This is a genomic window from Streptomyces sp. NRRL F-6492, from assembly GCF_001280125.1.
Taxonomy (GTDB): Bacteria; Actinomycetota; Actinomycetes; order Streptomycetales; family Streptomycetaceae; genus Streptomyces.
In genome coordinates this window covers 39,038-63,713 of sequence record NZ_LGEG01000138.1, presented here as the reverse complement: position 1 = coordinate 63,713, position 24,676 = coordinate 39,038, and the positions used below count along the sequence as shown (strand labels likewise).

The following is a 24,676-nucleotide window of genomic DNA, read 5'->3' as shown; positions in this document are numbered from 1 at the left end:
TGTCCGGCCAGGCGGGACTTTCCGGACACTTCCCGGGGCGCGTTCAGACCGCCCGGTCGTCGATCTCCACCCGGGGCGCGGTGTCGTGCCACACGCAGAAGACCGACAGTTCGCGGCCGTCCTGAGTGAAGGTCACCCGGATCCAGGTCGTCTGCTTCCACACCTGCATCTGCCAGCCCGGGGCGGGCGTCGCCGAGACCAGTTCGGCCGAGGTCTCCCCGAGGTCGAAGGCGACCCGGCCGCCGTCCACGGCGTAGCTCTTCACGTTCGAACCGGAGCCCGAACCGGAGCCGGAGTTCGCGTCCGACGTCGGCGGCGCCGGGGCCGAGGGGGACTTCGCCGGGGCCCGCGTCGTGGGGTCCGGCCGCCGCGGCGGAGTGGTGGACGGGGTGGCCGGGGCCGTCGGGTCCCCGCTCGGCGAGGTCTCCGGCGCGGTGGACGCGGACGGCCCGCCGGGCCCGGGATACCGGGTCGAGGAGGTCAGCGGACGGCCGTCGGGGTCGTGCGTCCCGTCCGCGGCCCAGAGCGGCGCGGGCAGCGCGCGCGGCGGGTCGTACACGGTTCCGGACAGCACGGTGTGCACTCCCCACCAGGACAGGGTGACCGCCGCGCCGGTGGCGAGCGACCAGGCCAGCGCGTGAACCAGTCCTCTTCGCACCGGCCCATAGTGCACCACCCCCGGCCGCTCCGGATCAGGGGGTGCACATGGTCCGATGATCCACCCGCATGGCGTACGGTGCCGCCCATGGCAAGTGTGCTCGTGGTCGAGGACGACCAGTTCGTGCGCTCCGCCCTCATCCGGCAGCTCTCCGAGGCGTCCCACACCGTACGGAGCGTAGGCACGGCACTCGAGGCGTTGCGCGAGGTCGCCCATTTCCGTTTCGACGTGGTCGTCCTCGACCTCGGACTGCCCGACCTGGACGGGTCCGAGGCGCTCAAGATGCTGCGCGGCATCACCGACGTGCCGGTGATCATCGCGACCGCCCGGGACGACGAGGCCGAGATCGTACGGCTCCTCCACGCGGGGGCCGACGACTACCTCGTGAAGCCCTTCTCGATCGACCACCTCTCGGCCCGGATGGCCGCCGTGCTGCGCCGCGCCCGGTCCGGCGCCGGCGAGGCCCCGCCCTCCCGGGTCATCAGCGTCGGCGGGCTCACCGTCGACCCGCTGCGCCGCCAGGCGGAACTGGACGGCACGCCCCTGGACCTGACCCGGCGCGAGTTCGACCTGCTCGCCTTCCTCGCCGGGCGGCCCGGCGTGGTCGTGCCGCGCAAGGAACTGCTCGCCGAGGTGTGGCAGCAGTCCTACGGCGACGACCAGACCATCGACGTCCACCTGTCGTGGCTGCGCCGGAAACTGGGCGAGACGGCCGCCCGGCCCCGCTATCTGCACACCCTGCGCGGGGTGGGCGTGAAGCTGGAGCCGCCCGGGGAGCCGCGGCCGTGAGATGGGCACTCGTCAAGGTGTGCCTGGCCGTCACCGCCATGGTCGTGGTCGCCTTCGCCGTCCCCCTCGGACTCGTCGTCAAGGAGATGGCCCGCGACCGGGCCTTCTCCAACGCCGAACGGCGGGCCGCCGGGCTCGCCCCCGTCCTCGCCATCACCACCGACCGCGACGAGCTCGACAAGGCCGTCGCCACCACCGAGGACGGGGCCGCCGGACGGCTCGCCGTCCACGTCCCCGCCGCGACGCCGGGCGGCACGCCCCTGGAGATCGGCACCCGCCGGGCGGGTGGGGACGCGCTGACGGCCACCCGCGAACTCGGCCGGGCCTCCATCACGGAGGTGCCCGGCGGCTTCGCCCTGCTCCAGCCGACCGCGCTCAGCAGCGGCCAGGTCGCGGTCGTCGAACTCTTCGTCCCCGAGGGGGACGTGTCCAACGGCGTCGGCACCGCCTGGCTGGTCCTCGCCGGGGTCGGCGCCGCCCTGATCGTCGGCTCCGTCGCCGTCGCCGACCGCCTCGGCGTCCGGATGGTCCAGCCCGCCCAGCGGCTCGCGGGCGCCGCCCACGACCTGGGCGAGGGGCGGCTCGGCGCCCGGGTCCCCGAGGAGGGGCCGCCGGAGCTCAAGTCCGCCGCCGTCGCCTTCAACTCGATGGCCGACCAGGTCGTCCAGCTCCTCGCCAACGAGCGGGAGCTGGCCGCCGACCTCTCCCACCGGCTGCGCACCCCGCTGACCGTCCTCCGGCTCAACGCGGCCTCGCTGGGCTCCGGTCCGGCCGCCGAGCAGACCCGCGCGGCCGTCGAACAGCTGGAGCGCGAGGTCGACATCATCATCCGCACGGCCCGGGAGGCGAAGCCGCAGACCCAGGCGACCGGCCCCGGCGCGGGCTGCGACGCCGCCGAAGTGGTGCGCGAGCGGATGGACTTCTGGTCGGCGCTCGCCGAGGACGAGGGACGCCGGGTGCGGGTCGCGGGCGTCGAGCGCCCGGTCCGCATCCCGGTGGCCCGGCCCGAACTCGTCGCCGCGCTCGACGCCCTCCTCGGCAACGTCTTCCGCCACACCCCCGAGGGCACCGCCTTCTCCATCGACGTCCACAACGGCGACGACGCCGTCATCGTCCTGGTCTCCGACGCGGGCTCCGGCATCGCCGACCCGGCCGCCGCCCTGGCCCGGGGCAACAGCGGCGGCCGGGACGGCTCCACGGGCCTCGGCCTCGACATCGTGCGGCGCGTGGCGGAGGGCACCGGCGGCGACGTCCGCATCGGCCGCTCGGTCCTCGGCGGTACGGAGGTCCGCGTCTGGATCGGCCTCGGCGGCCGCGCCGGCGCGGGCGGCCCGGCCGCCGCCCCCGGTCGCCGCGGCCACCGCCCGGCCCGCCGCAGGCGCGGCGGCACGGGGACGCGACGGGCCCGGGAGGGCTGACCCCCGCCGGGCGGTCGGACAGCCAGGGTGATCCCCGGGTCCGGAAACCGGGGCGAACTCCGGGGCCGGGTCCGGAAACCGGGGTGAACTCCGGGGCCGGGTCCGGAATCCGGGGCGAACTCCGTGGCCGGGTCCGGAATCCGGGGCGTACCTTTCCTGGCCCCGATGGGTTCCTTAAGCGGACCCTAAGGATCCCCACCCCTGTCCACGGAAGCCCCTTTGTCCGTTTCCCGCTCGCTAGCGTGCTGCCGCACCACCCCCCACCCCCGCACACAGAGGCAGGCACGCCATGGGCACCCGATCGCACCGGCGCAGGGCGAGTACGAGGACCAGGATCGTCGGAGCGGTCGTCACGGCGGCCGTCGTCGGCGGCGCGGCCTTCGCGCTCACCGGCACCGCCCAGGCCGCCTCCGTCGGCGCCGCCTACACCCGGACCAGTTCCTGGACCGGCGGCTACACCGGCCAGTACGTCGTCACCAACGAGACGTCCGCCGCCCAGTCCGACTGGACCCTGGAGTTCGACCTGCCGGCCGGCACGACCATCGGCTCCCTCTGGAACGGCGAGCACACCGTCTCCGGCCGGCACGTCACCGTGAGGCCCGCGAGCTGGAACCGGCAGCTGGCGCCCGGACAGTCCGTCACCGTCGGCTTCGTGACCTCCGCCGCGAGCGAGGCGGGCGACCCCGCGAACTGCCTGATCAACAAGGCGACCTGCGCCGCCGGGGGCCCCGCCCCCACCCCCAGCGGCCGCCCCACCGACCAGCCCACGGCCACCGCCTCCCCGACGGCGACGGCGACGGCGAAGCCGACCCCGACCGCGACCGCCACCACGGCCCCCGCGCCGACCCCCACGCGGACGCAGACCCCGGCCCCGACGCCCACCCCGACGACCTCCACCCCGGCGCCCGTCACCGGCGCGAGGTTCGCCCCGTACGTCGACACCTCGCTCTACCCGGCGTACGACCTGCTCGCGACCGCCGACGCCACCGGCGTGAAGGAGTTCAACCTCGCCTTCATCACCTCCGGCGGCGCCTGCGCCCCGCTGTGGGGCGGGGTCACCGACCTGGCGAACGACAAGGTCGCCGCCCAGATCGGCGCCCTGCGCGCCAAGGGCGGTGACGTCCGGGTCTCCTTCGGCGGCGCCGCCGGCCACGAGCTGGCCCTGAACTGCTCCTCCGCCCCGGCGCTCGCCGCCGCGTACGGCAAGGTCGTCGACCAGTACGAGCTGACCAAGGTCGACTTCGACGTCGAGGGCGCGGCCCTGCCGGACACGGCCGCCAACACCCGCCGCTCGCAGGCCATCGCCCAGCTCCAGAAGTCCCACCCCGGCCTGGACGTCTCCTTCACCCTGCCGGTCATGCCCGAGGGCCTGACCCAGCCGGGCGTGGACCTGCTCGCCGACGCCAGGCGCAACGGGGTCCGCGTCGACGCCGTCAACATCATGGCGATGGACTACGGCCCGGCGTACAGCGCCGACATGGGCACGTACGCGATCCAGGCCGCGACCGCGACCCAGGGCCAGATCAAGGGCGTCCTCGGGCTCTCCGACGCGGCCGCCTGGAAGGCCGTCGCCGTCACCCCGATGATCGGCGTCAACGACGTCACCACCGAGATCTTCAAGGTCGACGACGCCACCCAGCTGGTCGACTTCGCGAAGTCCAAGGGGCTCGGCTGGCTCTCGATGTGGTCCTCGACCCGTGACAAGCAGTGCCCGGACGGCGCCGTGAACCGCGCCGACGCCACCTGCTCCTCGATCCTCCAGCAGCCGCTGGCCTTCACGAAGGCCTTCGCCGCCTACCGGTAGGCCCCCCGAAGAACCACCGTGCCCCCCACACCGCGCGCCCCGGCCGTCCCCTACCCCCGGCCGGGGCGCGCCCCCTTTGCTCGAACCCCTGTACGAGGAGGGTCGTGTGCCGCTCCTCACAGCATGTGCCGCTCCACACGAAGAAGGCCCCGAACCGTGTCTCCACGGTTCGGGGCCTTCTCCTCAAGGGTGAGTAACGGGACTCGAACCCGCGACATCCTGGACCACAACCAGGTGCTCTACCATCTGAGCTATACCCACCATGCCCGGCGGTTTTCCCGAAGGTTTCCCCGACCGGCCGAGAAGAAGTCTACAGGGTCCTGGAGGGTGCTCGCGCCCGCGTTTTCCGGAGCGGCGTTCGAGGGCGCGAGCGGGGGGTCATTCCGGCGTCATTCCGCCGTCATTCCGAGGACAGGACGTGGCGCGCCGCGATCCGCTTCGCGGTCTCCGAGTCGGGGCCGGGCCGCGGGACGAAGACCGCCTCGCGGTAGTAGCGCAGCTCGGCGATGGACTCGCGGATGTCGGCGAGCGCCCGGTGGTTGCCGTTCTTCTCCGGACTGTTGAAGTACGCCCTCGGGTACCAGCGGCGGGCCAGCTCCTTGACCGAGGAGACATCGACGATCCGGTAGTGCAGGTGGCCCTCCAGGGCGGGCATGTCGCGCGCGAGGAAGCCGCGGTCGGTGGAGACCGAGTTCCCGCACAGCGGCGCCTTGCCGGGCTCCTTGACGTGCTCGCGGACGTAGGCCAGGACCTGGGCCTCGGCGTCGGCGAGCGTGGTGCCGCCCGCCAGCTCGTCGAGCAGCCCCGAGGCCGTGTGCATCTGGCGCACGATCTCCGGCATGGTCTCCAGGGCCGCGTCCGGCGGGCGGATCACGATGTCCACACCGTCGCCGAGCACGTTCAGTTCCGAGTCGGTGACCAGCGCGGCCACCTCGATGAGTGCGTCGTCCGTCAGCGAGAGCCCGGTCATCTCGCAGTCGATCCACACCATGCGATCGTTCATGCGTCCACCTTAGGGGGTGTCCGGGGGACCGGACCCGGCCCGGCAGCCCGACGGGCGCCCGGGGGAGGTGTCCCCGGACGCCCGTCGTTCCTGCGGTGCGCGGCTTGTGGCCGCGGGTCTTTCGGTTACGGCGCCCCGGTCACGGCGCGCTGCGCTGGCCCGGGAGGGAGGGGCGCCCGGGAGCGTAGACGTCGGACTGCGGCTTCCCCGGCTCCAGCGGGGGGCCCGGCCGCCGCACGCCGGCCGTGACCTGGGCGGGCACGACCGGGTCGAGCACCGCCGTACCGGTCTCGCCCTGCGGACGCCGGGCGCGGTACGCCGCCCGGTAGGCCGCCGGCGAGGAGCCGAGCTGGCGCCGGAAGTGGCCGCGCAGGGCCACCGGGGAGCGGAAGCCGCACCGGCCCGCCACCTCGTCGACCGAGTAGTCGGAGGTTTCGAGCAGCCGCTGCGCCTGGAGCACCCGCTGGGTGATCAGCCACTGGAGCGGAGCCGAGCCCGTGAGGGAGCGGAACCGGCGGTCGAAGGTCCGCCGTGACATGTACGCGCGCGCCGCGAGCGTCTCCACGTCGAACTGCTCGTGGAGGTGTTCGAGCGCCCAGGCGACGACCTCGGCCAGCGGGTCGGCGCCGATCTCCTCGGGTAAAGACCTGTCGAGGTAGCGCTCCTGACCGCCGCTGCGCCGCGGCGGGACGACCAGCCGGCGCGCCAGGGCGCCCGCGGCCTCCGTGCCGTGGTCGGTCCGCACGATGTGCAGACACAGATCGATTCCGGCCGCGGTGCCGGCGGAGGTCAGTACGTCCCCGTCGTCGACGAAGAGCTCCCGCGGGTCCACGTGGACCGACGGATAGCGCTTGGCGAGCGTCGGCGCGTACATCCAGTGCGTGGTCGCCGGGCGGCCGTCGAGCAGGCCGGCCGCGGCCAGGACGAACGCCCCGGTGCAGAGCCCGACGATCCTGGCCCCCTCCTCGTGTGCGCGGCGCAGCGCGTCGAGCGCCTCCGGCGGCGGCGGCGAGGTGATCGACCGCCAGGCCGGGACGACGACGGTGCCCGCCCGGCCGATGGCCTCCAGGCCGTACGGCGCGGTGAGTTCGAGCCCGCCGGTGGTCCGCAGCGGTCCGTCCTCGCCGGCGCAGACGAGCAGCCGGTAACGTGGCACTCCGGCGTCCTGCCGGTCGATGCCGAACACGGAGAGCGGGATGGAGCTCTCGAAGATGGGGCCGCCGCTGAACAGCAGCACCGCGACGACTTCGCGACGGCGGCGCCCGGACAGTTTCCGTCCGGCCTCCGGTGCGGTGGAGTCCTGGCTCATGACGCTAAGCCCCCCTCGGTGTTCGCGTCTCCCTGGTCGTGTCGCTCCTGCACGTTTCCCCTCGGTTTTGCACGAGACCCCAGTCTTCGGTACCCATGATCGAATCTACTGCGTCCCGTGGCGCCGGCGTGACAAGTTCTCCAACCGGTGGATTGTCGACAAGGCAACTTGGCGTGAAGCGATCGATAGCGGGGAGGCGTCTCCGGAGGTCCCCGAGGGGCGCGCCGGGGTGGTGAACGCCCCGGTACGCGGGGGGTGTGACCCCCTGGGACGGGGCTTCCGGGGGTGTCGGCGCCGGGGTTGGCCAATCGTTACGCCAAGGACGCGCCGGTCACCGGAAGTTGGCTGAAAACGTATGGGCTCGGGTGTGCGAGCCTGTCAACTCGGAGGGGGTCGGGGGCCGGTCGGGGACCCCTCCGGAACTAGTGCCGGCGTCCGCCGCGGGCGGTCTCCGCGCGCAGACCCCGCTCCGAGCGCCGCAGCAGCAGCCGGCAGGCCGCCGTCACCGCGACGAGGCCGAGGGCGGCCCCGGCCGCCCCGCCGGGCGAGGTGCCGTAGACGACGAGCACCACCGGGACCAGGGCGCAGCAGAAGACCGCCCAGCGGACGACGTCACCGGCGGCCTGCCCGCCCTTCTCCGCCCCTTCTTCCCCCACCGTCCCCTTCTCCCGTCTCCCCGGGTCCCCCGGAGCGGAGCCGGGCGGGGCGTCCGCGCGGCGGTGGGCGCGGGGCGCGGCGAGCGTCGGGGTGGGGATGACGGAGGACCGGGCGGCGGCGGACGGCGGTACGGGCACGGGCGCTCTCCCTGCGACGGTGGGGCGGACCTGTGGCAACGAGGAACGGAACGCTCCGGTCACTCTCGGCGACGTCCGTTCGGCCCCGCGCGGACCCCCGGTCCGGTTCCGTCCGGGCCCCCGGTCCGTCCCCGCGCGGACCCCCGGTCCGGCCCCGTCCGGACCCCCGGCCCGGTCCCGGGGCGGACGCTTGTAGGACACAACCGGCATTGCCAGATCCCGAACCGCTCGTGCATGCTCCCTGGAACGCCGCGCGCGAGCGGCGTGCCCGTCCGGTCGGGCGCGGTGGGCCCTGGGCAGGAGAGGAGTGCCGCCGTACCCTTGGGGGTATGGGCTTGGGAAGATGATTCCCGGACACAGCTCCGCCGCCTCCCGTCGTTCCTCTCCTCCTTCTCCCGTCCCTTCCCACGAGGACCCTCTTCGCCGAGACACCGATGGCCGGTCACGAATTCTCCGAACCCGCGGACCGCAAGCGCGTCGCCGACTCCACGGTCGACCCCCTCGCGGTCGAACAGCCACGTCATGCCTGCGACCCGGCCTTCCGGCACGGGGTCGTCATCGGCTTCGACGGCTCCACGTCCAGTGAGCGCGCCCTCGCGTACGCCATCGGCATGGCCCGCCGCTCAGGCTCGGGCCTGATCATCGTGCACGTGGCCAACCGGCTGCCCACCACGGTGTGGGCCGGCTGCGAGCCGCCCGTCTTCGTCGACGTGCCGGACCACCGCACCGAGGTCCTCGGCCTGGAGCTGGCCTGCGCCGAGCACCTCGCCGAGGTGCCGTGGATCCTGGTCGAGCGCGGTGGCGACATCTGTCACGAGCTGGAGGAGGTCGGCCGGGAGTACTCGGCCGACGCGATCGTGGTCGGTTCCACGCACGGGATCGTCGGGCGGATCTTCGGCTCGGTGGCCGGCCGCCTCGCGCGCCGCGCCCAGCGGCCCGTCGTCGTCATCCCGTAACTCCGCGGCGCTCGCTCCCCTTCCTCAACTGCCGTCATCCGGCCATGATTTCGGCCTTCCTCAGGTGAATTGTGTGCTTGTGAAGGGTAGATAAAGGCCACGGAACACAGCAGCTCACGCAGCACGACTGCGCATCTGAAGGGAGCCCGCCGTGGACAACGACGTCGCCGCGGGAAACACCAGCTCCACGCTCGGCCACCTCGCACTCGGACTGACCCTCCTGGCCTTCGGCCTGGGCGGCACCGGTGTCATCGACAACGTCGCGGCGACGGACGCCGCGGGCCTCGCCACCTGGGTCGGCGGGGTGACGCTCTTCCTCGTCGGCCTGCTCGCGCTGCGCGCGGGCGACGCCCGGGACGGCACGGCGTACACGGCGCTCGGCGCCTTCTGGTTCACCTGGGGGACCGCCGTCGGCGGCGGCGCCTCGGCCGACGCCGTGGGGGTCTTCCTGCTCCTGTGGGCGCTCCTCGCGCTCACGCTGACCCTGGCGGCCTCGGGCGGCGGGCTCTTCGGACAGGGCGTGTACGGGCTGCTGTTCGTCGCCCTGCTGCTGCTCGGCATCGGCGCCCTGGCCGGCATCGGCGTCCTCGGGACGGCGGGCGGCTGGGTCGCCGCCGTCGCCGGACTGCTCGCCTGGTACGGCGCCACGGCCGCCGTCGCGGTCCGGCCGACGGCGCTCCGGCGCCGGGCGTCGGGCGAGGGCGCCCCGGCCGCGGGCTAGGGGGTATCCGGCGGATCATGGCCGGGGCCGGGAAGTGCGTCGGTCCCCGTGCACGGGAGGTGTGTGCACGGGGACCGGCGCGTGTCAGGTCGGGCGGCGCCGGGGGACAGGCCCGGCGGCGGGTCCGGGGGACAGGCCCGGATCCCGCTGCTACTCGACCGTGACGGACTTGGCCAGGTTGCGCGGCTTGTCGATGTCGCGGCCCATGGCGAGGGCGGTGTGGTACGCGAAGAGCTGGAGCGGGATGCCCATGAGGATCGGGTCCAGCTCGTCCTCGTTCTTCGGGACCACGAGGGTGTGGTCGGCCTTCTCCTGCGGCTGGTGCGCGACCGCGAGGATGCGGCCGCTGCGGGCCTTGATCTCCTCCAGGGCGGCGCGGTTCTTCTCCAGGAGGTCGTCGTCGGGGACGATCGCGACCGTCGGCAGGGCCGGCTCGATGAGGGCGAGCGGGCCGTGCTTCAGCTCGGAGGCCGGGTAGGCCTCGGCGTGGATGTAGGAGATCTCCTTGAGCTTGAGGGAGGCCTCCAGGGCGACCGGATAGCCGCGCACGCGCCCGATGAACATCATCGACTGGGCGCCCGCGTACTCCTCGGCGAGGCGCTTGATCTCGTCCTCGCCCTTGAGGATCTCCTCGATCTGGGCGGGCAGCCTGCGCAGGCCCTCGATGATCCGCTTGCCGTCGGTGACGGACAGGTCGCGGATGCGGCCGAGGTGCAGGGCGAGCAGCGCGAAGGCGGTCACCGTGTTGGTGAAGCACTTGGTGGAGACGACGCAGACCTCGGGGCCCGCGTGGACGTACACGCCGCCGTCGGCCTCGCGGGCGATGGCGGAGCCGACCACGTTGACGACGCCGAGGACGCGGGCCCCCTTCCGCTTGAGCTCCTGGACGGCGGCGAGCACGTCGTAGGTCTCGCCGGACTGGGAGACGGCGATGTAGAGGGTGTCGGGGTCCACGACCGGGTTGCGGTAGCGGAACTCCGAGGCCGGCTCGGCGTCGGCGGGGATGCGGGCCATGGACTCGATGAGCCCGGCGCCGATGAGGCCGGCGTGGTACGAGGTGCCGCAGCCGAGGATCTTGATGCGGCGGATGGTGCGGGCCTCGCGCGGGTCCAGGTTCAGGCCGCCCAGGTGCACGGTGGAGAAGCGGTCGTCGATCCGGCCGCGCAGGACGCGGTCGACCGCGTCGGGCTGCTCGGAGATCTCCTTGTGCATGAAGGTGTCGTGGCCGCCCATGTCGTAGGAGGCGGCCTCCCACTCGACGGTCTCCGGGGTGGCCGTGGTGGTGGCGCCGGAGGTCGTGTAGGTGCGGAAGTCGTCGGCCTTGAGGGTGGCCATCTCGCCGTCGTCGAGGGTGACGACCTGGCGGGTGTGGGCGATCAGGGCGGCGACGTCGGAGGCGACGAGCATCTCCTTCTCGCCGATGCCGAGGATGACCGGGGAGCCGTTGCGGGCGACCACGATGCGGTCGTTGAAGTCGGCGTGCATCACGGCGATGCCGTAGGTGCCCTCGATGACCTTCAGGGCCTCGCGGACCTTCTCCTCCAGGGTCTCGGCCTGGGAGCGGGCGATGAGGTGGGTGATGACCTCGGTGTCCGTCTCGGAGGCGAAGACGACGCCGTCGGCCTCCAGCTTGGCGCGGAGCTCCTGGGCGTTGTCCACGATGCCGTTGTGGACGACGGCGACCTTGTTCTCGGGGTCCAGGTGCGGGTGCGAGTTGACGTCGCTCGGCGCGCCGTGGGTGGCCCAGCGGGTGTGGGCGATGCCGGTGGTGCCGGTGAAGCGCTTGGGGACGCGGGCCTCCAGGTCACGGACCCGGCCCTTGGCCTTCACCATCTTCAGGCCGGTGGCCTTCGGGCTGGTGACGACCATGCCGGCGGAGTCGTAGCCGCGGTACTCCAGGCGCTGCAGGCCTTCGAGCAGCAGCGGTGCCACGTCGCGCTTACCGATGTAACCGACAATTCCGCACATAAAGGTGAAACCCCTCCAGGTCAGTGGATGTACTCGGCCGCCCGAGCGATGGTTCGGGAGGTCGGCCGCTCAGCCGTACACGATCCGGCGCAGCTGCCGGAGCGAGAGCTCCGGCGGTGCCACGGCCCGGTGCGGCAGCTCCGCCGCGATCCGTTCGAAGATCTCGGCGTTCACGGCCCCGCCGGACTGCAGTTCGCGGTGGCGGCGGCGGACGAACTCCTCGGTCGTCTCGTCGAAGTACGCCAGCACGTCGAGCACCACCCGGGCGGCCTCACCGCGCTGGAGCGCGGTGCTGCGGACCAGGTGGTCGACGAGGTCGTCGTGCGACGGGCGGCGTTCGAGCACCCGTGAATACTGAGGGGTGTCATGGGCCCCACGCAAGAATCCTGCCCGAAATCGGGCAGGTATGGTCGGGTCACACCCTCGATCCGGGTGATTGGCCTAGACCTTGACCGGTGGTGAGCCCGGCGGTACGCAAGGGCATGGTTCGGATACAGAATCGACAGACGCGTCGACCACCCGAAGGGGAGCCCGCCCGTGAGACAGCTCCGAAGGATTCCACGCCTGATCGGATCCCTGCTCCTGGTCACGGCCGCCGGTGTCGGCTGCGGCGAGGCCGCCGGCGGCACCGACGGCACCGACGGCAAGGCGGCCGGCCACCGGGCCGCCGCCGAGCCCGAGGTCCGCCCGCTCGGCCGCATCGTCCCCGTGCCCGCCTCCGTCGCCCCCGGGGGCGAGCCCTACGCCCTCACCACCGCCACCCGCATCGGCGTGGACACCCGCTCCGCCGAGACCAAGGCCCTCGGCGCCTACCTCGCCGGACTCCTCCGGCCCGCCACCGGCTTCCCGCTGCCCGTCGTCGACGAGCAGGCGGCCGGCGGCGGCATCCGGCTCCGGCTCAGCCCCGGCGACACCGCCCTCGGCGACGAGGGCTACCGGCTCCGCTCCGGACCGGACGGCGTCACCCTGACGGCCCATCGCCCCGCCGGACTCTTCCGCGGCGTCCAGACCCTGCGCCAGCAGCTCCCCGCCGCCGTCGAGCGCGCGACCGTCCAGCCGGGCCCCTGGAAGGTCGCGGGCGGCACGATCACCGACACCCCGCGCTACGCCTACCGGGGCGCCATGCTCGACGTCGCCCGCCACTTCTTCACCGTCGACGAGGTGAAGCGGTACATCGACCAGCTCGCCCTCTACAAGGTGAACACCCTCCACCTGCACCTCTCCGACGACCAGGGCTGGCGCATCGCCGTCGACTCCTGGCCCCGGCTCACCACGTACGGCGGCTCCACCGAGGTCGGCGGCGGCCCCGGCGGCTTCTACACCAAGGAGGAGTACAAGGAGATCGTCCGGTACGCCGCCTCCCGCTACCAGGAGGTGATCCCGGAGATCGACGTGCCGGGCCACACCAACGCGGCCCTCGCCTCCTACGCCGAGCTCAGCTGCGACGGCGTCGCCCCGCCGCTCTACACCGGCACCAAGGTCGGCTTCAGCTCCCTGTGCGTGCCCAAGGCGGTCACGTACGACTTCGTCGACGACGTGATCCGGGAGATCGCCGCCCTCACCCCCGGCCGCTACCTCCACATCGGCGGCGACGAGGCCCACTCCACCAGCCACGCCGACTACGTGGCCTTCATGGACAAGGTGCAGCCGGTCGTCGCCAAGTACGGCAAGAAGGTCATCGGCTGGCACCAGCTGACCGGCACCACCCCCGCCCCCGGCGCCCTCGTCCAGTACTGGGGCCTCGACCGCACCCCCGCAGCCGAGAAGGAACGCGTCGCCGCCGCCGCGCGGAACGGCACCGGCCTGATCCTCTCGCCCGCCGACCGCACCTACCTCGACATGAAGTACACGAAGGACACCCCGCTCGGCCTCTCCTGGGCCGGATACGTCGAGGTGCGGCGGTCGTACGACTGGAACCCGGCGGCCTACCTCCCCGGTGTCCCCGAGAGCGCCGTCCGGGGCGTCGAGTCCCCCCTCTGGACCGAGACCCTCGCCACCACCGACGACCTCGACGTCATGGCCTTCCCCCGCCTGCCGGGCGTGGCCGAACTGGGCTGGTCCCCGGCGGCGACCCACGACTGGGACGCCTACAAGGTCCGCCTCGCCGAACAGGCCCCGCGCTTCGAGGCCCTGGGCATCGACTGGTACCGCTCGCCGGAGGTGCCGTGGCCGGCGCCGTAGCCGCCGCTTGAACGGGAACGCCCGGCCGGGTTCCTACCCGGCCGGGCGTTCCCGGTGTGCGCGGAAGCCGAAGAAGCCCAGGCCGTCGACCTCCCGCCCGGCGTCGACGTCTTCGAGCGTCCAGCAGTGGTCGGAGTGGTCGTCGACGACGACGCCGCCGGCTTCGAGGACGTGCGACAGGAGGGCACGGAGCTCGGCGGCGCCGTCGATGCGACCGGAGACGCCGACCAGCAGGGCCCAGGCCGGACGACGGCCGACCGCGGAGTCCAGCATGCGTACGGCCCCGGGAGTCCAGCCGGTGAACACGTGGTCCTTCCGCGCGTCCATGAGGTCGACGAAGAGCTTCCCGTCCGACCAGTACCCGTTCTCGCCGGGCATCAGCCGGTCGAGCCGTGCGGTCGTCGCGGCCGGCTCTCCGGCGGGGAACACGTAGACGCTGCGCATGGGCGGAGCATAGGAGGCGGCGCGGGGCAGCGGCCAAGGGGTTTCGTGACGGCATGTTGCCCGGACCGAAACGGGGGAGACGGACGGTGACCACGGAGACATCCGGTCGCCGGTCGCGGCGACCGGATGCGGAAGGGGCACCGCCGGCACCGCAAGGCTCTCGGCGTGCCACGACGACGCCGGAGGCGCTGGACCATGGTGGACTTATCGGTACTGCCGGGCTACATCGCGGTGATCCTGCTCTTCCTCGGCCCACCCGGGCCCGACATGGCCTACATGCTCGCGGTGGGCCTGGAGGGCGGCCGCCGGTCCGCGCTGAAGGCCATCCTCGGCATCGGGACGGGCATGAGCGTCTACGCCGCCGCCGTCGTCGCCGGGCTGGGCGAGATCGCCCGCTCGCACCCGGCGCTGCTCGACGCGGTGAGGATCGTGGGTGCGGCGTACCTGCTGTGGCTGGCGTACACGACCCTGCGCAGCGCGCGCCGCGCGATCGGCGGGCACGGTGACGTCAGGGCGGGCAGGTGGTACCTGCGCGGGGTGCTGATCAGCCTGACGAACCCGAAGATCATCCTCTTCTACCTCGCGATCCTCCCCCAGTTCCTGGGGAACGCGGAGGCCCCCGGGATGCAGATGGCCCTCCTCGGCGCGATCAACGTCCTGATGGAGGTGGTCCTCTACGGGAGCATCGGGGTGCTGTCGGGGTTCTTCCGCACACGGCTCACCGGCTCGTCGAAGGCGACGGCCGTGCTGAATTACGGCGCGTGCGCGGTCTACGTCGTGCTGGCGGCGACGATCTCCGTCGAGGTGCTCCTGGCGTGAGGCCGTCCTCTTCGGCTTCGCCGCCGCACGGACGACCCCTCAGCGGGCGCCGAATCCGCCGTCCCGGACGCAGGCCACGAAGGCGGCGAAGGTGGGGGCGGGGAGGTTGAGGACGGGGCCGGCGGTCTGCTTGGAGTCACGGACGGGAACGGTGCCGTGGGAGGGGGCGAGGTTGGTGGCGACCTCGACGCAGTCGCCGCCGTTGTTGCTGTAGGAGGACGTGAACCAGCGGGGGGTTTCGGTCGTCACGAGGTGCCCTTTCGTGCTTCTTGGATCGTGGCCACGGATTCCGCTGGTGAGAGCGACGCGGCCTGAAGCTGATGGTAGGCCGTCAACATGGGCACCACGGACGTCATTTGTCGGTCGAAGTGCCCCTGTGCCTGCGACTCGGCGTAGCACACTACGGCCCGGTCGGCGAGGGTGAGTAGGTTGACCGGCAGATCGAACGTGCGGCGCTCTCCTATTGTGTACGGGGCGATCTGGAGCAGGGCGTTGGGGCGGTCCGCGAACTCGACGAGCCGTTCCAACTGGGCGTCCATCACCTTGGTGCCACCGACGGGCCGCCGGATGCAGCTCTCGTCCATCACCAGGAAGATCATGGGCGGCTGCTCCCGCTCCAGTGCTGCTTGGCGTGCCGCCAGAACCGTGACGCGTTCGTCGGCCTGTTCGGGAGTGATGACTCCTCGCTTCACGGCGCTGTTCGCCAGTACGCGCGCGTACTCCGGGGTTTGCAGCAGGCCGGGAATGATCCCGATCTGGAACAGTCGGATCTCCACCGCCCGGCCCTCGTACCCCACGTACTCCGGGAAGCCCTCCAGCAGGACGCCGTGCCGCATGTCCCGCCACTCGCGCTCGAACGACTCTTTGCTTCCGGTGAGGCCGAAGACCTGATCGGCTCTGCGCGAGAACGGCAGGGTTGGCGATTTGCGACCAGTTTCGAGCGCGGAGATGTGCTGACTGGAGCAGCCCATGGGCTCGGCCAGGTCCTCCTGGGTCCAGCTTCGTTCCTCTCGCATCCTGCGTAGATGCGCCCCGTAAGCCGCCTGAGGGCTGGCTTCCGGACGTAACTCTTTGCGGTTGACCACGACTTGTCCTTCGCGCCGGATTAGTTGAAGGGAAGCCGACTGTAGTTCACGCTGGGCACCCCTGGTAGTGGTTCCGCTACAGAGAGGAGCGGCTGTGCCCGTGTGCGACAACCCCTCGTCCCTCCCCGCCGCCGGCGTCTTCGTCGCCGACATCGGCGGGAAGACGGTCCGGCTCGGTCAGGTCTGCCGTACGCAGAGCGGGCGCGTGTACGTACGGCCTCCCGGCGGCGGGGCCGAGTGGGCCGCCTCGCCCGGGGACCTGCGGGCGCCGACCGAGGAGGAGTGGACGCGCATCCGGGTCCTCACCACCCCCGTGCTCGTCCTCTCCGCCGACCACGGCCTCCGCGCCCGGCCCGAACCGGCCCCCGACTGCACGCCGTGCGTGCACCTGGCCCGGTGGTTCGACCACTACATGCGCCGGGGCCCGCAGCACGACGAGTCCGCCGCCGTGGACTGCGCGGTGGAGATCCGCAACCACCCGCACGACCCGCCGAAGATGACCCTGAAGAGGGACGCCCCGCCGGAAGTGCGGCGCTGACCTGCGCAGACGAGCCCGGTCGAGGTCCTCCGCCCTCCCGGGTGAACCCCCACGACTCCGCTCCCTCGTTCCAGAGGCGGCGGTCGCGTCCCGCCCCCGGTGATGTCCGGCAAGACCGTCCGGGGGCGGGACCCAGTCCCCATCGAAGACATCGAAGACATCGAAGACATCGAAGACAGAGACAGGAGACCCACGGTAATGAGTGATCTGTACGAGCGGGAGGTGTCCGGCGACTTCGCCGCGCTCTGCGGCGGCGGAACGGACAACGACGGGAACATGGAGAGCTGCATCACGCTCGCCGAACTGCACGGCGGCGGATACGCGCTCGGTGACAGCAAGCCCGGGGGAGCCGGCCGGGAGCTGCGGATGAGCGCGGAGGAGATCACCGCGTTCGCCCGTGGCTGGATCGCCAGGGCCGACGCGAACGCCTGACCCGGGGCGGGGCCCGCGCCGCGCGAGGCCCCGCCGACTCCCTTCCCCCCCCCGTACACCCGTAAGGAGTCAGCCATGCCGCTGGCCGATCTCGTGGACGACGTGCCCAAAATCCTGGAGAAATGGCCCACCGGGCCGACGCTCTTCCGCCGCGACCCCGCCGACCTGGCCCACCTGTGGTCCCTCGCGGAATTCGACGCCCTCGTGGACGCCGAATGCCTCCCCGCCCGCAATGTCGTCCTGCTCAAGGACGGGAAGATCCTGGAGCGGCACGCCTACGTCGACGGCGACATGCCCCGGCCCGGTGCCGTCCGCGCCCACCTCGACGGCGGGGGCACGGTCTCCGTCCGGCAGCTCCAGACCGTCAGACCGTCCCTGAGCGTCCTGCGCCGCGAGATCCAGGACGAGACCGGCTGCCTGGTGCACGTGAACGCGTACCTCACCCCGCCGGGCGCGCAGGGACTCAAGTACCACTACGACCCGTACGTCACGCTGATCGTCCAGCTCTCCGGGCGGAAGGCGTGGCCGCTGCACCCGCCCTTCGTGGAGAACCCGACGACGGAACACGGGAACTTCCTGGAGCGGGGGTTCACCCCCGAGGAGCGGCACCACCTCGCCCGTACCGCTCCCGTCCAGTCGTTCGCCCTGGAGCCCGGTGACGTCTTCTGGCTGCCGCGCGGCTACGTCCACTCGCCGTACACCGTGGGCGGGGAGCCCTCACTGCACCTGACGTTCGCGCTCAAGGAGCGCACGTTCCACTGGCTGGCGTCCGAGATGACGCGCGAGATCCTTTCCCAGGCCTTGGTGGACCCCGCGCTGCGGGCCGAGATCCCGCCGGCCTCCCTGCTGGCCGCGCCCGACGCGGCCATCCGGTGGACCCGCGAGTACCTGATCGGCGCGCTCCTCCTCCTGGAACCCGGGCGCGTGGCCGAGGCCGCGCGGAAGGCCGCCGCCCATGTCGGGGGATAGGGAGGGCGTACGCCAGCACTGGCACGCGTACGCGTACACCGGGCGGTCCTATCCCGACTCGGCGATCAGGCGCGGTGAAGTACCGGCCGACCACCCGCCGATCGAGATCAAGGACTGGCTGCGGCGGCCCGCCGCGCAGGTGACGGCCACGTACGCCGACGTGGAGGAGGCCGTTTCCTGGATCGAGGGCGAGCTGACCCAGAACCCTCCCGTGGACCAAGAGCACTTTCCGGTCTGGGACCGGCTCCAGCGCGTCCGGGAGACGCTGCGGCTGACGGCCGGGAACGACGTGGTGCTCGGTTACTACTCGAAGGCGCAGCAGTACGTGTCCCGCGCGCTCATCGCCTGCCCGAGAGGGGAAGGCGACTCCTGCCCCTATGGAGAGGGCTGACCGCCGCCACGGTGGAAAAGATGCGAGCCCCGGCGGAGGACCGTCTCCGTCGGGGCCCGCACCGGTCCCGGGTCAGGCGAAGCGGGCGATCGGGTTCACCAGGTCGCCGACGAGCTGGAGGGCCGCCGACGGGTCCGAGAGGTCGACCATCTGCTTGTTGTTGCGGAGCTGGAGGCGGTTGAGGGCCGACAGGGCGAAGGTCTCCGCGAACACGTCGTACCGCTCGAAGCGGGCCGCGAACTCGGGGTGCTCCTCCTGGTAGCCGCGCACGCACTCCGCGACCGTGCGCCAGAAGCCGTCCTCGTCGAGGACGCCCTCCGCCGCGAGCGTCGCCGCCATGAAGCGGAAGAAGCAGTCGAAGACGTCGGTGAAGACCGAGAGGAGCTTCATGTCCTCCGGGACCTCGGCGCGGACCCGCTCCACCGCCGGCGGCAGGACCGCCGAAGGGTCCATGACGACGATCTCCTCCGCGATGTCCTTGAAGACCGCCCGCACGACCGCGCCGCGCTCGTCCAGGACCAGGATCACGTTCTCGCCGTGCGGCATGAACGCCAGGTCGTACGCGTAGAAGCTGTGGAGGACCGGGAGGAGGTAGGCGTCGAGGTACTGCCTCAGCCAGACCGCCGGCTCCAGGTCCGACTCCCTCATCAGCGCGCCCGCGAAGGACGCGCCCGCGTGGTCCACGTGCAGCAGCGAGGCCATCGTCGCCAGGCGCTCGCCCTCCGCGAGGGACGGCACCGGCGACTCGCGCCAGAGCGCGGCCAGCATCTTGCGGTAGGGGGAGTAGCGGTCGGTGGCGGCCTCGTACTCCAGGTGCCGGTAGCCGACCGCCGCCCGCTCCCGGATGATCGAGAAGCCGGCCGACTTGAAGACGGAGTCCGACTCGATCAGGTCGTGCAGCCAGTCGTTGATCGCCGGGGTCGCCTCCATGTACGCGGCCGAAAGGCCCCGCATGAAGCCCATGTTGAGGACCGAGAGCGCCGTCTTCACGTAGTGCCTGGCCGGGTCCGAGGTGTTGAAGAAGGTACGGATCGACTGCTGCGCCAGATACGCGTCGTCGCCCTCGCCCAGGTACACCAGGCGCTCCTGCGCCACCTCGGCGGCGAAGGTGACGGACAGCTTGTTCCACCACTGCCAGGGGTGGACCGGCATGAGGAGGTAGTCGGCGAGGTCGAGGCCCCGCGCCGCGAGCGTCGCCGCGAAGCCGTCCACCGCCGCGTCGCCCAGCTCCGCGCGGACGAACGACTCGTAGTCGATGCCCGCCCCGGCGGTGAAGGCGGCCCGGTCGCGGCGGGCGGCCAGCCAGATCAGGTGGATGTCGCTCGCGGCCTCGGGGGCGTACGCGCGGAACTCGTCGACGCCGAAGCCGAGCCGGCCGTTGTTGGCGACGAAGCAGGGGTGGCCCTCGGTCATCCCGGTCTCGATCGCCTGGAAGCCGGCGCGGGCCAGGTCGGCGGAGGACACCCGCGGCTTGGTCGCCTTGTAGGCCGTGCCGGCCAGGGTGGAGGAGATCTCCTCCAGGTAGACCGGCAGGATCTCGTCGCTCAGGCCCAGGGCGCCGCGCAGCTCGGTGATGAAGAGGAGCGCGTCCAGGGGGAGTTCGTCGTCGCCCCGGTGGCGGGTGATCGACGCCGGGTCGATCTGCCAGTGGTCGAGGGCGTACCGGTCGGCGGCGAAGCGGTACGCGGTCGCGCCGTCGTCGGACAGGACCTCGTACCGGCCCCCGCCCAGCTCGCGCGGGTCGAGCAGCCGCTCGTGGGCGAACTCGGCGAGGCCCTTGCGGATCAGCGCGCGGTTGGCGTCGGCCCAGCGCCCGGGGGTGAGGTGGGCGACGGGGTCGGCGGTCTGCGGAACGGTGCTCATGCGGCGGCTCCCACGGCGGCCTCGAACTGCGCCCGGGTGCAGAAGCTCAGCAGGGCCTTCTTCTCCGGCTTCTGGATCTCGCGCTCGGGCACGAAGCCCACGGCCGCGTTGAGCGCGTGCACGGCCTTGTTGTCGACGTCCGGCTCGACGACCACGCGGGCGGTCGCCGGGTCGGCGAACAGCTCCGCCATCACGGCGGTGATCACCTTGCGGGTGAAGCCGTGCACGGGGGTGTCGGTGGGCGCCACCAGGAAGTGCATGCCGACGTCACCCGGCCGCGGCTCGTAGAGGCCGACCAGCTCCAGGTGGGCCGGGTCGTAGCGCTCCATGAGGATCGCGGGCACCTCGTCGACCAGGCCGACGAACGCCTCGTGGTGCGGGTGCTCGGCGAAGGCCGTGTACTCGCGCACGACGTCCTCCAGGCTCGCGTCCTGCATCATCCAGAAGGCGGCCTTGGGGTGGGTGACCCAGCCGTGGAGCAGCTCCGCGTCCTGGACGGGGTCGAGCGGGCGGAAGCGGACGCTCATACGGCGAACTCCTGGAAGGCGATGGTCTTCTCGACGGGGTAGTACTCGTAGCCCAGCATCGCGCCGATGATGTAGGCGTTCCGGTACGGGCCCATGCCCAGGTCGGGCGAGGTGATCGAGTGGGTGTGGACGCCGGCGTTCTGGAGGAAGATCCCGCGTCCCGTCGTGTCGATCGCGTAGTTGCGGGCCGCGTCGAAGCGGCCCTGCCCGTCCCAGCGGAGGCGGTCGCGGACCGGCTCCAGGAAGGCGGGGACGCTGTACCTGTAGCCGGTGGCCAGGATCAGGCCGTCGGTCTCCAGGGTGAAGTCCTTCTCCTGCTCCTCCTGGCGCAGGCCGAGCGCGTACGTGCCGCTCTCCTCGTCGTACGCGGCGCTGTGCAGCGCGGAGTTGGTGAGGAGCCGGGTGGGCACGGGGCCGTTCAGGTTCTTCTGGTAGAGCAGGTCGAAGATGGCGTTGATCAGCTCGCCGTCGATGCCCTTGAAGAGGCCCTTCTGCTCGGTCTCCAGGCGGTAGCGGGTCCGCTCGGGCAGCGCGTGGAAGTAGTCCACGTACTCCGGGGACGTCATCTCCAGGGTGAGCTTGGTGTACTCCAGCGGGAAGAAGCGCGGGGAGCGGGTCACCCAGTTGAGCCGGTAGCCGTGGACGTCGATCTCGCTCAGGAGGTCGTAGTAGATCTCGGCGGCGCTCTGGCCGCTGCCGACCAGGGTGATCGTCCTCTTCTTCTGGAGCTCCGCCTTGTTCGGCAGGTAGCGCGAGTTGTGGATCAGGTCGCCGCCCAGGTCCCGGCAGGTCTCGGGGACGTACGGCGGGGTGCCGGTGCCCAGGACGATCCGGCGGGCGCGGTGCGTCGCGCCGCCCTCGGTGGCCACCTCGTACACCTCGGCGGCCTCGTCGAAGGTGACGGCGGTGACCGTGGTCGAGAAGCGGATCGAGGTGAGCTTGTCGGCGGCCCAACGGCAGTAGTCGTTGTACTCGGTCCGCAGCGGGTAGAAGTTCTCCCGGATGTAGAACGAGTACAGGCGGCCCTTCTCCTTCAGGTAGCTGAGGAAGGAGTACGGCGAGGTCGGGTCCGCGAGGGTGACCAGGTCCGACATGAACGGGGTCTGGAGGTGGGCGCCCTCCAGGAACATCCCGGAGTGCCACTCGAAGCCGGGCTTGGACTCCAGGAAGAGGCCGTCCAGCTCGTCGATCGGCTCGGTCAGGCAGGCGAGTCCGAGGTTGAACGGACCGAGCCCGATGCCGATGAAGTCGTGGATCCGAGCCGTGTCGCGTGCGGCGGTCCCGGACGTGGCGGTCCCGGGCGCGGCCGTCTCGGGCAGGGCCGTCTCGGGCAGGGCCGTCTCGGGCAGGGCCTTCTCAGGCGTGGACAAGGTTCTCTCCCAGGTACTGCTCGGCGTGGCCGGCTATCAGATCGAGGACGGCCGCGATGTCGGCGGCGGTGGTCTCGGGGTTGAGCAGGGTGAACTTGAGGTACTGGCGGCCGTCGACCCTGGTCCCGGCGACGACGGCCTCGCCGGAGGCGAACAGGGCCTTGCGGGCGTGCAGGTTGGCCCGGTCGACGGCCTCGGGGTCCGTATCGCCCGCGGGGACGTAGCGGTAGACGAGCGTGGAGAGGCTCGGCTCGGTCACGACGTCGTAGCGGGGGTCGGCGGCGAGCAGCGCGTGGCCCTCCCGGGCCAGGGCGCAGACCTCGTCGAAGAGCCCGCCGACGCCGTCGGCGCCCATCACCCGCAGGGTCATCCAGAGCTTGAGCGCGTCGAACCGGCGGGTGGTCTGGAGGGACTTGTCGACCTGGTTCGGGATCTTCTCGGCGATCGTGCGCAGCGGGTTGAGGTAGTCCGCGTGGTAGGTCGCGTGGCGCAGGGTGGCGCCGTCGCGGACCAGGAGCGCAGAGGAACTCACCGGCTGGAAGAAGGACTTGTGGAAGTCGACGGTGACCGAGTCGGCCCGCTCGATGCCGTCCAGGAGGTGGCGGCGGGTGGGGGAGGCGAGCAGTCCGCAGCCGTAGGCGGCGTCGACGTGCATCCAGGCGCCGTACTCGTCGGCCAGGGCGGCGATCTCGGGCAGCGGGTCGATGGAGCCGAAGTCGGTGGTGCCGGCGGTGGCCACGACCGCCATCGGGACCAGGCCCTCGGCGCGGCAGGCGGCCAGCTCGGCGGCGAGGGCGGTGGCCCGCATCCGCCTGCCCGCGTCGACCGGGACGGAGACGACGGCGGCGGCGCCCAGGCCGAGGAGGCCGGCCGACTTCTGGACGCTGAAGTGGCTGCACTCGGAGGAGAAGATCCGGAGCTTCGACAGGTCGTCCGTCTTGGCCTCCTCGCGGGCGAGGAGCAGGGCCTGGAGGTTGGACTGCGAACCGCCGCTGGTGAACACGCCGTCGGCGGCGGGCCCGAAGCCGGCCCGGCCGTTGGTCCAGTCGATCAGCTTCCGCTCGATGAGGGTGCCGCCGGCGCTCTGGTCCCAGGTGTCCAGGGAGGAGTTGACCGCCGAGAGGACGGCCTCGCCGACGACGGCGGGGATGACGACCGGGCAGTTCAGATGGCCCAGGTAGCGGGGGTGGTGGAAGTAGACGGCGTCGCGGAGGTAGACGTCCTCCAGCTCGCCGAGGGCGGCGGAGACGTCTCCGAGCGGCCGGTCGAGGTCGACGGCGTCGATGACGGGGGCCAGTTCGGCGGGGGTCGTACCGGTGAACGGCCCTCGCACCGAGGCGAGTTTGTCCGCCACCCGCCCGACCCCTTCGGTGACGGAGCGACGGTAGCTCTCCGCCGTGGTGCCGTTGAGCAGGTGGGAGCGCATGGGGGCCCTTTCGGGAGGAAACGCTGAGGGGGACATGGGGGACCGCCGGGGGAAGCGATCACCGGAATGTAGGTGAGCCTAACCTAATTTCTTGGCACCGGGTGCCGCCAAGCCACCCCGGAACGGGGTGCCTTGAGTGAGATGGATTACGTGGCGGGGACGGGGGCCGTGACGGGCTCACGCCCCGTCGCGGGCCGCGTCCTCCCGCGTCTCGTCCGGCACCTCGCGCAGGGCGTCCTCCGACAGCCCCTTGCGCCAGTAGCCGACGAACGTCACCCGGCGCCGGTCGAGTCCGCGCTCCCGCACGAAGTGCCGCCGCAGCGCCTTCACCGACCCGGACTCGCCCGCGATCCAGACGTACGGGGAGCCGCCCGGCAGTCGGGCGTCGCGCACCGCGTCCACGGCGGACGGCGCCCCCTCCTCCCGTACGAGCCAGGTGACCTCGGCGTCGGCGGCGGTCGGCAGCGCGGTCCGGTCGCCGGAGTGCGGGACCTCCAGGAAGACCCGGGCGCGGGTCCCGGCCGGCAGCCACTCCAGGATGGCCGAGGCCGCCGGGAGGGCCGTCTCGTCCGCCCAGATCACGACGGAGTCGGCGTCCTCGGGCGGCCGGAAGCGGACGGCCGTGTTGTCGGCCACGGCGGGGCCGAGGACGACCACCCGGTCGCCGGGCCCCGCGCTCCCGGCCCAGCGGCAGGCCGGCCCGCCGTCCTCGTGGAGCGCGAAGTCGATGTCCAGCTCGTCCGGCCCGGTGCGCTGCTCGCGGGCGGTGTACGAGCGCATCACGGCCCGCTCGCCGTGGGGCATCGCCCGCCAGGCGCCCAGGACCGCGTACATGTCCCGCCCGTCCAGGGGCGGCAGGACGGGGGCCTCCTGGCCGGGGTGCGGCAGGAAGAGGGAGAGGGACTGGTCGCGCCCGCCGGCGGCGAATCCCTTCAGGTCCTCCCCGGTGAAGGTGACCCGGACCAGGGACGGGCCGAGCCGCCGCGTCCGGTCGACCCGGAGCGAGAAGAACCGGAAGGGGGCGGTCTCGGTGTGCGTCATGGGGCGGGCGCCTTCTCGGTACGGGGTCTCCACGGGGGTCTCCCGGGCGTGCGGGGGGCCGCCCTGTCCGGCGGCGAACATAGGTTAGCCTAACCTCATAATCACCGGTCGGTCGGGGGTGCCCCGGAGCCGGGGCCCGGACGCGACGGAGCCCGCCGCCCCCGGAGGGG

Annotated in this window: 25 protein-coding genes and 1 tRNA gene; 11 read left to right on the top strand and 15 right to left on the bottom strand. The window is 72.2% G+C overall.

All coding sequences use genetic code 11. From position 1 onward, the window contains the following. Positions 1 to 43: 43 nt before the first annotated feature. Positions 44 to 658, bottom strand: a complete 615-nt coding sequence (locus tag ADL08_RS12795; protein ID WP_053642273.1) for a hypothetical protein — start codon at positions 656 to 658, stop codon at positions 44 to 46. An 87-nt stretch (positions 659 to 745) separates the two neighbouring features. Here ADL08_RS12795 and ADL08_RS12790 point away from each other — a divergent pair, with 87 nt between their 5' ends. The 3 genes from ADL08_RS12790 (at position 746) to ADL08_RS12780 (ending at position 4,669) form a co-directional block, all read left to right on the top strand. Beyond that, on the top strand, positions 746 to 1,447 hold the full coding sequence (locus ADL08_RS12790; RefSeq protein ID WP_053642271.1) for a response regulator transcription factor: 702 nt from the start codon (positions 746 to 748) through the stop codon (positions 1,445 to 1,447). Then, positions 1,444 to 2,865 (top strand): HAMP domain-containing sensor histidine kinase, encoded by a 1,422-nt coding sequence (locus ADL08_RS12785; RefSeq protein WP_053642268.1) that lies wholly within the window; start codon positions 1,444 to 1,446, stop codon positions 2,863 to 2,865. The genes ADL08_RS12790 and ADL08_RS12785 overlap by 4 nt, the downstream gene beginning before the upstream one ends. 289 nt (positions 2,866 to 3,154) lie before the next feature. Further along, positions 3,155 to 4,669: a cellulose binding domain-containing protein gene (locus ADL08_RS12780; RefSeq protein ID WP_053642267.1), complete on the top strand. Its 1,515-nt coding sequence runs from the start codon at positions 3,155 to 3,157 to the stop codon at positions 4,667 to 4,669. Positions 4,670 to 4,857: 188 nt separating this feature from the next. On the opposite strand, the gene ADL08_RS12775 is transcribed toward ADL08_RS12780, so the two are convergent. From ADL08_RS12775 to ADL08_RS39175, 4 genes are all read right to left on the bottom strand, one after another. Further along, positions 4,858 to 4,930 (bottom strand) — tRNA-His (locus tag ADL08_RS12775). Positions 4,931 to 5,069: 139 nt separating this feature from the next. Beyond that, complete coding sequence (orn, locus tag ADL08_RS12770) at positions 5,070 to 5,672, bottom strand: oligoribonuclease (protein WP_053642265.1); 603 nt, start codon at positions 5,670 to 5,672, stop codon at positions 5,070 to 5,072. A gap of 139 nt (positions 5,673 to 5,811) precedes the next feature. Beyond that, positions 5,812 to 6,981: a helix-turn-helix domain-containing protein gene (locus ADL08_RS12765; protein WP_053642263.1), complete on the bottom strand. Its 1,170-nt coding sequence runs from the start codon at positions 6,979 to 6,981 to the stop codon at positions 5,812 to 5,814. A 422-nt stretch (positions 6,982 to 7,403) separates the two neighbouring features. After that, on the bottom strand, positions 7,404 to 7,775 hold the full coding sequence (locus ADL08_RS39175; RefSeq protein ID WP_420709554.1) for a hypothetical protein: 372 nt from the start codon (positions 7,773 to 7,775) through the stop codon (positions 7,404 to 7,406). Positions 7,776 to 8,209: 434 nt separating this feature from the next. On the opposite strand from ADL08_RS39175, the gene ADL08_RS12755 reads away from it, so the two are divergent. Both ADL08_RS12755 and ADL08_RS12750 read left to right on the top strand, forming a co-directional pair. Further along, a complete protein-coding gene (locus ADL08_RS12755) occupies positions 8,210 to 8,731 on the top strand; it encodes a universal stress protein (protein WP_053642261.1) in 522 nt (173 codons plus the stop codon). A 151-nt stretch (positions 8,732 to 8,882) separates the two neighbouring features. Further along, entirely contained in the window at positions 8,883 to 9,452 is a 570-nt protein-coding gene (locus tag ADL08_RS12750) for a GPR1/FUN34/YaaH family transporter (RefSeq protein WP_053642259.1), read from the top strand. A gap of 150 nt (positions 9,453 to 9,602) precedes the next feature. Here the strand turns inward: ADL08_RS12750 and glmS are convergent, their stop codons facing one another. Together glmS and ADL08_RS12740 are read right to left on the bottom strand one after the other, a co-directional pair. Beyond that, positions 9,603 to 11,420, bottom strand: coding sequence for a glutamine--fructose-6-phosphate transaminase (isomerizing) (gene glmS / locus ADL08_RS12745; protein WP_053642257.1), 1,818 nt, complete (start codon positions 11,418 to 11,420; stop codon positions 9,603 to 9,605). A 69-nt stretch (positions 11,421 to 11,489) separates the two neighbouring features. Next, positions 11,490 to 11,765: a hypothetical protein gene (locus ADL08_RS12740; protein ID WP_024758123.1), complete on the bottom strand. Its 276-nt coding sequence runs from the start codon at positions 11,763 to 11,765 to the stop codon at positions 11,490 to 11,492. A gap of 192 nt (positions 11,766 to 11,957) precedes the next feature. Here ADL08_RS12740 and ADL08_RS12735 point away from each other — a divergent pair, with 192 nt between their 5' ends. After that, positions 11,958 to 13,601, top strand: coding sequence for a beta-N-acetylhexosaminidase (locus tag ADL08_RS12735; RefSeq protein WP_053642255.1), 1,644 nt, complete (start codon positions 11,958 to 11,960; stop codon positions 13,599 to 13,601). A 33-nt stretch (positions 13,602 to 13,634) separates the two neighbouring features. Here ADL08_RS12735 and ADL08_RS12730 read toward each other — a convergent pair whose 3' ends face one another. Next, positions 13,635 to 14,045 (bottom strand): hypothetical protein, encoded by a 411-nt coding sequence (locus ADL08_RS12730; protein WP_053642253.1) that lies wholly within the window; start codon positions 14,043 to 14,045, stop codon positions 13,635 to 13,637. Between the two features lie 195 nt (positions 14,046 to 14,240). Between ADL08_RS12730 and ADL08_RS12725 the strand changes: the two genes are divergently transcribed. Continuing rightward, positions 14,241 to 14,864 carry a LysE family translocator gene (locus ADL08_RS12725; RefSeq protein WP_053642251.1) on the top strand — a complete coding sequence of 208 codons (624 nt, stop codon included), beginning with the start codon at positions 14,241 to 14,243 and terminating at the stop codon, positions 14,862 to 14,864. A gap of 39 nt (positions 14,865 to 14,903) precedes the next feature. Here the strand turns inward: ADL08_RS12725 and ADL08_RS12720 are convergent, their stop codons facing one another. Together ADL08_RS12720 and ADL08_RS12715 are read right to left on the bottom strand one after the other, a co-directional pair. Beyond that, positions 14,904 to 15,113, bottom strand: coding sequence for a DUF397 domain-containing protein (locus tag ADL08_RS12720; RefSeq protein ID WP_053642249.1), 210 nt, complete (start codon positions 15,111 to 15,113; stop codon positions 14,904 to 14,906). Then, complete coding sequence (locus ADL08_RS12715; RefSeq protein WP_053642247.1) at positions 15,110 to 15,949, bottom strand: helix-turn-helix domain-containing protein; 840 nt, start codon at positions 15,947 to 15,949, stop codon at positions 15,110 to 15,112. The genes ADL08_RS12720 and ADL08_RS12715 overlap by 4 nt, the downstream gene beginning before the upstream one ends. A gap of 100 nt (positions 15,950 to 16,049) precedes the next feature. Between ADL08_RS12715 and ADL08_RS12710 the strand changes: the two genes are divergently transcribed. The 4 genes from ADL08_RS12710 (at position 16,050) to ADL08_RS12695 (ending at position 18,279) form a co-directional block, all read left to right on the top strand. Continuing rightward, complete coding sequence (locus ADL08_RS12710; protein WP_078967944.1) at positions 16,050 to 16,487, top strand: hypothetical protein; 438 nt, start codon at positions 16,050 to 16,052, stop codon at positions 16,485 to 16,487. A 198-nt stretch (positions 16,488 to 16,685) separates the two neighbouring features. Next, a complete protein-coding gene (locus ADL08_RS12705; protein WP_053642243.1) occupies positions 16,686 to 16,919 on the top strand; it encodes a hypothetical protein in 234 nt (77 codons plus the stop codon). A gap of 75 nt (positions 16,920 to 16,994) precedes the next feature. Then, positions 16,995 to 17,888, top strand: a complete 894-nt coding sequence (locus tag ADL08_RS12700) for a JmjC domain-containing protein (RefSeq protein WP_053642241.1) — start codon at positions 16,995 to 16,997, stop codon at positions 17,886 to 17,888. After that, positions 17,875 to 18,279, top strand: a complete 405-nt coding sequence (locus tag ADL08_RS12695; protein ID WP_053642239.1) for a hypothetical protein — start codon at positions 17,875 to 17,877, stop codon at positions 18,277 to 18,279. Before ADL08_RS12700 ends, ADL08_RS12695 begins: the two co-directional genes overlap by 14 nt. 72 nt (positions 18,280 to 18,351) lie before the next feature. On the opposite strand, the gene ADL08_RS12690 is transcribed toward ADL08_RS12695, so the two are convergent. The 5 genes from ADL08_RS12690 to ADL08_RS12670 all read right to left on the bottom strand — a co-directional run bounded on the left by ADL08_RS12690 (position 18,352) and on the right by ADL08_RS12670 (position 24,506). Beyond that, the gene (locus ADL08_RS12690) at positions 18,352 to 20,142 is read right to left on the bottom strand and encodes an IucA/IucC family protein (RefSeq protein ID WP_053642236.1); all 1,791 of its coding nucleotides are present in this window, start codon (positions 20,140 to 20,142) and stop codon (positions 18,352 to 18,354) included. Continuing rightward, entirely contained in the window at positions 20,139 to 20,669 is a 531-nt protein-coding gene (locus ADL08_RS12685; RefSeq protein WP_053642234.1) for a GNAT family N-acetyltransferase, read from the bottom strand. The genes ADL08_RS12690 and ADL08_RS12685 overlap by 4 nt, the downstream gene beginning before the upstream one ends. Continuing rightward, positions 20,666 to 21,925: a lysine N(6)-hydroxylase/L-ornithine N(5)-oxygenase family protein gene (locus tag ADL08_RS12680; RefSeq protein ID WP_053642312.1), complete on the bottom strand. Its 1,260-nt coding sequence runs from the start codon at positions 21,923 to 21,925 to the stop codon at positions 20,666 to 20,668. Before ADL08_RS12680 ends, ADL08_RS12685 begins: the two co-directional genes overlap by 4 nt. Positions 21,926 to 22,025: 100 nt before the next feature. Continuing rightward, positions 22,026 to 23,465, bottom strand: a complete 1,440-nt coding sequence (locus ADL08_RS12675; RefSeq protein ID WP_053642233.1) for a pyridoxal phosphate-dependent decarboxylase family protein — start codon at positions 23,463 to 23,465, stop codon at positions 22,026 to 22,028. A 177-nt stretch (positions 23,466 to 23,642) separates the two neighbouring features. Then, positions 23,643 to 24,506 (bottom strand): siderophore-interacting protein, encoded by an 864-nt coding sequence (locus ADL08_RS12670; RefSeq protein ID WP_053642310.1) that lies wholly within the window; start codon positions 24,504 to 24,506, stop codon positions 23,643 to 23,645. Positions 24,507 to 24,676: the final 170 nt, after the last annotated feature.

Bases quoted from the DNA above. Each gene is read 5' to 3' on its own strand.
- ADL08_RS12685 (WP_053642234.1), bottom strand. From the start codon at position 20,669: ATGAGCGTCCGCTTCCGCCCGCTCGACCCCGTCCAGGACGCGGAGCTG.
- ADL08_RS12690 (WP_053642236.1), bottom strand. From the start codon at position 20,142: ATGAGCACCGTTCCGCAGACCGCCGACCCCGTCGCCCACCTCACCCCC.
- ADL08_RS12675 (WP_053642233.1), bottom strand. From the start codon at position 23,465: ATGCGCTCCCACCTGCTCAACGGCACCACGGCGGAGAGCTACCGTCGC.
- ADL08_RS12755 (WP_053642261.1), top strand. From the start codon at position 8,210: ATGGCCGGTCACGAATTCTCCGAACCCGCGGACCGCAAGCGCGTCGCC.
- ADL08_RS12695 (WP_053642239.1), top strand. From the start codon at position 17,875: ATGTCGGGGGATAGGGAGGGCGTACGCCAGCACTGGCACGCGTACGCG.
- ADL08_RS12780 (WP_053642267.1), top strand. From the start codon at position 3,155: ATGGGCACCCGATCGCACCGGCGCAGGGCGAGTACGAGGACCAGGATC.
- ADL08_RS12790 (WP_053642271.1), top strand. From the start codon at position 746: ATGGCAAGTGTGCTCGTGGTCGAGGACGACCAGTTCGTGCGCTCCGCC.
- ADL08_RS12705 (WP_053642243.1), top strand. From the start codon at position 16,686: ATGAGTGATCTGTACGAGCGGGAGGTGTCCGGCGACTTCGCCGCGCTC.
- glmS (WP_053642257.1), bottom strand. From the start codon at position 11,420: ATGTGCGGAATTGTCGGTTACATCGGTAAGCGCGACGTGGCACCGCTG.
- ADL08_RS12725 (WP_053642251.1), top strand. From the start codon at position 14,241: ATGGTGGACTTATCGGTACTGCCGGGCTACATCGCGGTGATCCTGCTC.
- ADL08_RS12730 (WP_053642253.1), bottom strand. From the start codon at position 14,045: ATGCGCAGCGTCTACGTGTTCCCCGCCGGAGAGCCGGCCGCGACGACC.
- orn (WP_053642265.1), bottom strand. From the start codon at position 5,672: ATGAACGATCGCATGGTGTGGATCGACTGCGAGATGACCGGGCTCTCG.
- ADL08_RS12670 (WP_053642310.1), bottom strand. From the start codon at position 24,506: ATGACGCACACCGAGACCGCCCCCTTCCGGTTCTTCTCGCTCCGGGTC.
- ADL08_RS12700 (WP_053642241.1), top strand. From the start codon at position 16,995: ATGCCGCTGGCCGATCTCGTGGACGACGTGCCCAAAATCCTGGAGAAA.
- ADL08_RS12765 (WP_053642263.1), bottom strand. From the start codon at position 6,981: ATGAGCCAGGACTCCACCGCACCGGAGGCCGGACGGAAACTGTCCGGG.